This window comes from Rhizobacter sp. P3_B12 (assembly GCF_056402895.1).
In genome coordinates this window covers 1-1,169 of the sequence record NZ_JBFUGN010001416.1, presented here as the reverse complement: position 1 = coordinate 1,169, position 1,169 = coordinate 1, and the positions used below count along the sequence as shown (strand labels likewise).

General features: G+C 72.9%; 1 protein-coding gene. It reads right to left on the bottom strand.

The window, feature by feature from the left end; translation table 11 throughout:
• A partial coding sequence (locus tag AC1D01_RS35725) for an ATP-binding cassette domain-containing protein (protein ID WP_477874409.1) occupies nucleotides 1–772 on the bottom strand: 772 nt, incomplete at its 3' end.
• Nucleotides 773–1,169: the final 397 nt, after the last annotated feature.

Here is a 1,169-nt window from a genome sequence, read left to right as displayed (position 1 = left end):
GCGCGTCGCGCTGCGCGACGTACAGGCCGTAGTCGCCGCCGTAGACCGACAGGCCGCGCGGCCCGAGTTCGACGATGCGGTCGACCGCACGCAGCAGCTGCCGGTCGTGGCTCACCAGCACCACCGGGCGCTGGCACTGGCGCAGCCAGCGCTGCAGCCACGCACGCGCCGGCGCATCGAGGTGGTTGCTCGGCTCGTCGAGCACCAGGCAGTCGGCCTCGGCCGCCATCGCGCCGGCCAACGCGACGCGCATGCGCTCGCCGCCGCTCAGCGCGGCCATCGGCGTGCCGGGCGAGAGGCCGGGCAGGCCGGCGTCGGTCAGCGCCTGCGCAATGCGCGCCGGCAGGTCCCACTGGCCGTCCGCAAGCAACAGGTCATCGGCCGTCGCGAGGCCCGCCGCAAGGCGATCGACCGCCGCGAGCGCCGCGGCCAGCCCCATCGCATCGGCCACGCGCCGCGGGTCGTGCGCGAGCAGCGGGGGTGACACCCGATGCGCGCGGCCGGCGCGTTCGACGCGGCCGCCCGAGGGCTCGAGGTCACCGGTCAGCAGCTGCACCAGCACGCTCTTGCCGACGCCGTTGCGCCCGACGATGCCGAGCCGCCCGGGCCCGATCGACAGCGACAGCGGGGTCGACCACAGCGCGCGGCCGTCGGGCGTGCGCCATTGCACATCGCGCAACTGGAACGCGAACGACGGAGACGAGAAGGAAGAAGCAGGAGGGGCGGGCGGATGCGCCCCGGACGGGCGCGGGCCCGTGGAGATCGATGACATGGCTGGCTTTCCGAGGAAGCTTCCGAAGAAGCAGGCACGCCACGCCGCATCAAGGGGGCGTGGAACGGCGTTCGAGGGAAAGGCTCAGCGGCGCATCGGACGGGCAGGCAGGGGTGGAAAAGCGGCGATCCTAGCGACGGTGTCGCGCATCGTCAACGCGCCGTCATCAACTTGAAGGATGAACGGTCGGCGGCGGACCCTCCAAAGGTGGGATGCGGGGCCAGGTTGCGTTGTAGGACCGCGTACCATCCTGCGCACACCCAGCAAAGCGCATCACCGCAAAGGCGCGACGTGGAGACGACAGCCCCCAGTCCCGGCGACGAGCCCGGCCTCGCGTTCGAGGCCGGCGAGCTGGCCGCGCGCAAGGCTGCGAATGCGCGTCGCGTCCACACCGTGC